The sequence below is a fragment of the Aeromicrobium sp. REDSEA-S32_B7 genome, from assembly GCF_001626145.1.
Lineage (GTDB): Bacteria > Actinomycetota > Actinomycetes > Propionibacteriales > Nocardioidaceae > Aeromicrobium > Aeromicrobium erythreum.
In genome coordinates this window covers 1-4,836 of record NZ_LUNF01000313.1, presented here as the reverse complement: position 1 = coordinate 4,836, position 4,836 = coordinate 1, and the positions used below count along the sequence as shown (strand labels likewise).

The following is a 4,836-nucleotide window of genomic DNA, read 5'->3' as shown; positions in this document are numbered from 1 at the left end:
TCAAGCCGGGCGACGTGATCGCCGTCACCGACATGGCGGCCGAGGCGGCCCTGCGCGGTCTGGGTGTCGGCGTCCTCACGGTCACCGTCCTCGTGCTCGGCTGGCGTGCGGTCGGTGCCGACCGTCGGCGTCGGATCCGCCGCGAGATGGTGCAGCCGTCGCGCGGGCAGGTGGCGGGCGGGGTCGCCACCGTCGTCGTCGTGGTCGGCGCGCTGGTGCTGGTCAGCCTGCCCGAGCGTCAGGACGCCGAGCCGGCGCAGACGTGGACCGCGGCGCGCGAGGTGTTCCCCGAGCTGCCCGCCGACCCGGTGCTCGACCGGCTGCAGCTGGCCCAGGGCAGCGCCACCACGAGCAGCCGCGCGCTCGTGGAGGGTGCGCTGTACCTCTACCGCGACTCCGTCAGCTTCTACGGCGCGCTCGAGGAGCAGGCGACGCAGGTGCGCGTCCGCGAGCCCGAGGACGGCGAGACGACGGCGCTCGTCGTCACCGACCGCCACGACAACATCGGCATGGACCCGGTCGCCCGCAACATCGCCGACCGCGCGAAGGCCCGCCTCCTGATCGACCTCGGCGACGACACCTCCCAGGGCGGCGCGTGGGAGACGTTCAGCATCAACTCCCTCGCCCGGGCGTTCAAGGGCTTCGACGTCGTCTCCATCGGCGGCAACCACGACTCCCGCCGCACGACGAAGGACCAGGAGAAAGCCGGGTTCACCGTGCTCGACGGCGATCCCGTCGAGGTCGATGGCGTCCGCTTCCTCGGCGACACCGACCCGCGCGGCACGACCCTCACCGGCTACACCGAGGACGCGAAGACCCGCGACACCGCCCTCGACGACCAGGACGAGGAGCTCACGTCGACCGCGTGCGACGCCGACGAGCGCGGCGAGCGGGTCGGCGTGCTCGCCGTCCACTCGTGGGCGTCGGGACGCAAGGTCGCGGCCAGCGGCTGCGTCGACCTCGTGCTCACCGGGCACCTGCACTACCAGGTGGGCCCGCGGGCGATCGCCGGTCCCGACGGCCGGTCGACCACCCGGCTGACGACCGGCACGACCGGCGGCGCGGTCCTGCCGATCGCCCTCGGCAGCAGCCTGCGGCGCGACGCCCAGGTCACGATCGTCACCTTCGACGCCGACGGTGCGCCGGTCGGGCTGCAGGTGGTCACGTTCACGCCCGCCGGCGTCATCGACGTCGGCGACTACACCGAGCTGCCGCTCACCTCCTCGCCCTCGCCCGCCGACCCGGACCCCACCGAGGACCCGACGGCCGAGGACCAGGACCCGGAGGCTCCCGTCCAGCCGTGATCCAGGTGCCGGCCGCGGTCGCGGCGTTCGCTCGACGGGGTCCGCGCTGGGCAGCGTTCGTCGACGCCCTGCCACGCACGGTCGACGACCTCCTCGCCGAGTGGTCCCTGCGGGTGACGGGCGACCCGGTGCACGGCGAGGTCGCGCTGGTGCTGCCGGTGCTCACCGAGCGTGGCGTCGAGGCCGTGCTGAAGGTCGGACACGTCGACGAGGAGTCCCGCCACGAGCACCTGACGCTGACCACGTGGGACGGGCGCGGAGCCGTGCGGCTGCTGCGTGCCGACCCGGCCCGTGGAGCGCTGCTGCTGGAGCGTGCCGGTCCGACGGCCCTGTCGTCGCTGCCGGTGCTCGACGCGTGCGAGGTGGTGGCCGGGCTCTACGCGACCCTGCACGTGACCGCCCCGCGTCGTCTGTGCAGCAGGCCGTCTCGCTGGGCCGCGCGTTCGCGAGCGACCCTGGCACCGACGGGCTGACCATCCACGCCGACCTCCACGACGCCAACGTCCTCGCCAGCCGTCGCGCGGAGGGTTCAGGCGGGGATGGCACGCCGTGGCTCGTGATCGACCCGAAGGGGATCAGCGGCGACCCGGCCTACGAGCCCGCCCCGCTGCTGTGGAACCGGTGGGACGAGGTCGCGTCGGCCCGCGACGTCCGCTTCGCCGTGCGCCGCCGCTTCCACACCGTGGTCGACGTCGCCGGGCTCGACGAGCACCGGGTGCGCGACTGGGTGGTCGTGCGGATGATGCTCAACGCGCTCTGGACCCTGCAGGACGCGCAGGAGGCGGGCCGGCCCCTCGACGACGCCGACCGCTCGTGGACCACCCGCTGCGTCACGATCGCGAAGGCCGTCCAGGACTGAGCCGTGGCGAGTGCAAAGCCTGTGTAAAGCCTCGGGCGTGACGGGTGCCACGTGGTGGCGGTCACACCTAGCGTCAGGGGTCGCGGCGAGTCAGGGCCCCTCCCGCGACGTCCCACCCCGCGGGCCACGAGGTGACCACCATGAGCCAGAAGACACCGCAGACCCAGCAGGAGGACGCACCGGGCATCCGTCGCGCCGTGTTCAACACGGTCCGGGGCTCCCTCGGCAACCTGGTCGAGTGGTACGACGTCTACGTCTACACCGTGTTCGCGAGCTACCTGTCGAGCAGCTTCTTCGCGGAGGGCGAGCCGAACGCGGGCATCTACACGATGGCGATCTTCGCGGTCACCTTCGTGATGCGCCCGATCGGCTCGTGGTTCTTCGGCCGGTACGCGGACCGGCACGGCCGACGTCCGGCGCTCGTCCTGAGCATCTCGATCATGGCCGGGGCATCGCTGCTCATCGCGGTCACGCCCACCGCCGAGACGATCGGAGGCGGCGCGGTCGTCATGCTCGTGCTCTGCCGTCTCCTGCAGGGCTTCGCCACGGGCGGTGAGTACGGCACGTCGGCGACGTACATGTCCGAGGCCGCGGCGCCGGGGCTGCGCGGGTTCTTCTCCTCCTTCCAGTACGTGACGCTCGTCGGCGGCCACGTGCTCGCCCAGCTGACGCTGCTGGTCCAGCAGGCGCTGCTCACCGACGAGCAGATCGCCGCCTGGGGCTGGCGCGTCGCGTTCCTCATGGGCGCGGTCGGTGCGGTCGTCGTCTTCTGGTTGCGTCGCAGCATGGACGAGTCGCTCGTCGAGACCGGCGAGGAGCGTCGCTCGGGCTCCATGGTCGAGCTCCTCACGACCTACCCGAAGCAGCTGCTGCTGTGCTTCCTGATCACGCTGGGCGGCACGATCGCCTTCTACACCTACAGCGTCAACGGGCCGCTCATCATCAAGTCGACGTACGCCGACGAGGGCATGACCGGCACGTGGATCAACTTCGCCGCGCTCGTCCTGCTCATGCTCATCCAGCCGCTCGGCGGCCTGCTGAGCGACCGGGTCGGTCGCAAGCCGCTGCTGGTCGCCTTCGGCATCGGTGGTGTGCTCTGGACCTACACGTTCCTCACGGTCCTGCCCACGGTGACCACACCGATGGCGTCGTTCCTGATGCTGGCCGGGACGTACGTGCTGCTCACCGGGTACACGTCGATCAACGCCGTCGTGAAGGCGGAGCTCTTCCCGGCCCACATCCGGGCGCTGGGCGTCGGCCTGGGGTACGCGCTGGCGAACTCGATGTTCGGCGGCACGGCTCCGCTGGTCTACGAGGCCGCGATCAGCCGCGATGCCCTGGGGGCGTTCGCCGTCTACGTCACGATCGCGATCGGCGTCTCCCTGCTGGTGTACGTGTTCGCGCTGCGCAACCGCTCGGTCACCTACCTGGACACCGAGCAGGTGGCCCGCGACCGGGAGGTCGTCAACACGCGCTGACCTCCACGTCGGACCAGCGGGCCCCGGCGTCGGGGTCCGCTCGTCCGCGTCGTGGCACCATCGGGTCGACGGGAGGACGTGCGGTGCGAGTGGTGATCGTCGAGGACGACGCGGGCGTGGCGGCCGCGCTGACGCAGGTGCTGCGTGACCGCGGCTGGACGGTGCGGCACGCGCCGACGGCGCAGGAGGCCATGCCCCTGGTCGACGACGCCGACCTCGTCCTGCTCGACATGGGCCTGCCGGACCGTGACGGGCTCTGGGTCTGCCAGCAGGTGCGCGCACGCTCCGACGTCCCGGTGGTCGCCCTCACCGCCCGCCGTCACGAGGGCGCCGTCGTGGCGGCACTGCGCGCGGGCGTCGACGACTACGTCACCAAGCCGTACAGCACCGACGTGCTGCTGGCGAGGGTCGACGCCGTCCTGCGCCGCACGCACGGCCCGGTGAGCCGCCCGCCGAGGGTCGACGCGGGCCTGGAGGTCGACGTCGAGGCGCGACGGGTCCACTTCCCCGACGGCGCGTCCGTCGACCTGACGGCCAAGGAGTGCGAGCTGCTCCGCGCGCTGGCCCGTACGCCGGACGAGCCGGTCACGCGGGCCGCCCTGATGGAGGAGGTGTGGGACACCACCTGGGTGGGAGCGTCCCGGACGCTCGACGTGCACGTGGCGGCGCTGCGTTCCAAGCTGTCCGAGCGGGTGGTGATCGACACGGTGCGCGGCGTCGGCTACCGGCTCGCTCGCCCCGGCGGCGTGGCGTGAGGCGTCGTCTGCTGGTCCTCAGCGTGTCCCTCGCGGTGGCCGTGCTCGTGCTCCTGACCGTCCCGCTGCTGCGCTCGTACGCCGAGAGCCGCGCCGTCGACCTGCACCAGCAGCGGCTCCAGAGCCAGTTGTTGAAGAAGTCGAAGCTGAAGAAATAGCTGAAGAAGAAATCGAAGAAGAGGAGGACCTCGATGAGGAAGAGCAGGAGGATGAATTAGAGGAAGATGAAGAAGACGAAGAAAACGACATTGAATCTTCCTCTTTCCAAAAATTCCATTGCAGTCATCAAGAAATACCTGCTTGAGAGAAAGAGAGAAGATTTCATCTTCCGTTCAACTCATTATCACTACACGAGAAAACCTCTCTCCATTTACCAGTATTCCCGAATCGTCAAGAATTGGTTAAGAGATTTAGGTGTGGAAGATGTTTCAGAATACTCC

6 protein-coding genes and 1 pseudogene are annotated in these 4,836 nt (G+C 70.3%); all 7 read left to right on the top strand.

The window, feature by feature from the left end; genetic code table 11:
- Positions 1 to 1,304: metallophosphoesterase (locus tag A6Q79_RS17920; RefSeq protein WP_317698903.1), on the top strand; the 1,304-nt coding region annotated here is incomplete at its 5' end.
- Positions 1,301 to 1,777, top strand: a complete 477-nt coding sequence (locus A6Q79_RS17915; RefSeq protein ID WP_317698902.1) for an aminoglycoside phosphotransferase family protein — start codon at positions 1,301 to 1,303, stop codon at positions 1,775 to 1,777. The genes A6Q79_RS17920 and A6Q79_RS17915, both read left to right, overlap by 4 nt.
- Positions 1,717 to 2,163: an aminoglycoside phosphotransferase family protein gene (locus tag A6Q79_RS17910; protein WP_317698901.1), complete on the top strand. Its 447-nt coding sequence runs from the start codon at positions 1,717 to 1,719 to the stop codon at positions 2,161 to 2,163. The genes A6Q79_RS17915 and A6Q79_RS17910 overlap by 61 nt, the downstream gene beginning before the upstream one ends.
- Positions 2,164 to 2,303: 140 nt before the next feature.
- Positions 2,304 to 3,641, top strand: a complete 1,338-nt coding sequence (locus tag A6Q79_RS17905) for an MFS transporter (protein WP_286689532.1) — start codon at positions 2,304 to 2,306, stop codon at positions 3,639 to 3,641.
- Between the two features lie 83 nt (positions 3,642 to 3,724).
- Positions 3,725 to 4,396, top strand: a complete 672-nt coding sequence (locus A6Q79_RS17900; RefSeq protein ID WP_083516152.1) for a response regulator transcription factor — start codon at positions 3,725 to 3,727, stop codon at positions 4,394 to 4,396.
- The gene (locus A6Q79_RS17895; RefSeq protein WP_317698900.1) at positions 4,393 to 4,554 is read left to right on the top strand and encodes a hypothetical protein; all 162 of its coding nucleotides are present in this window, start codon (positions 4,393 to 4,395) and stop codon (positions 4,552 to 4,554) included. The genes A6Q79_RS17900 and A6Q79_RS17895 overlap by 4 nt, the downstream gene beginning before the upstream one ends.
- Before the next feature lie 66 nt (positions 4,555 to 4,620).
- Positions 4,621 to 4,836: pseudogene (locus tag A6Q79_RS17890) on the top strand (integrase); the annotation flags it as partial.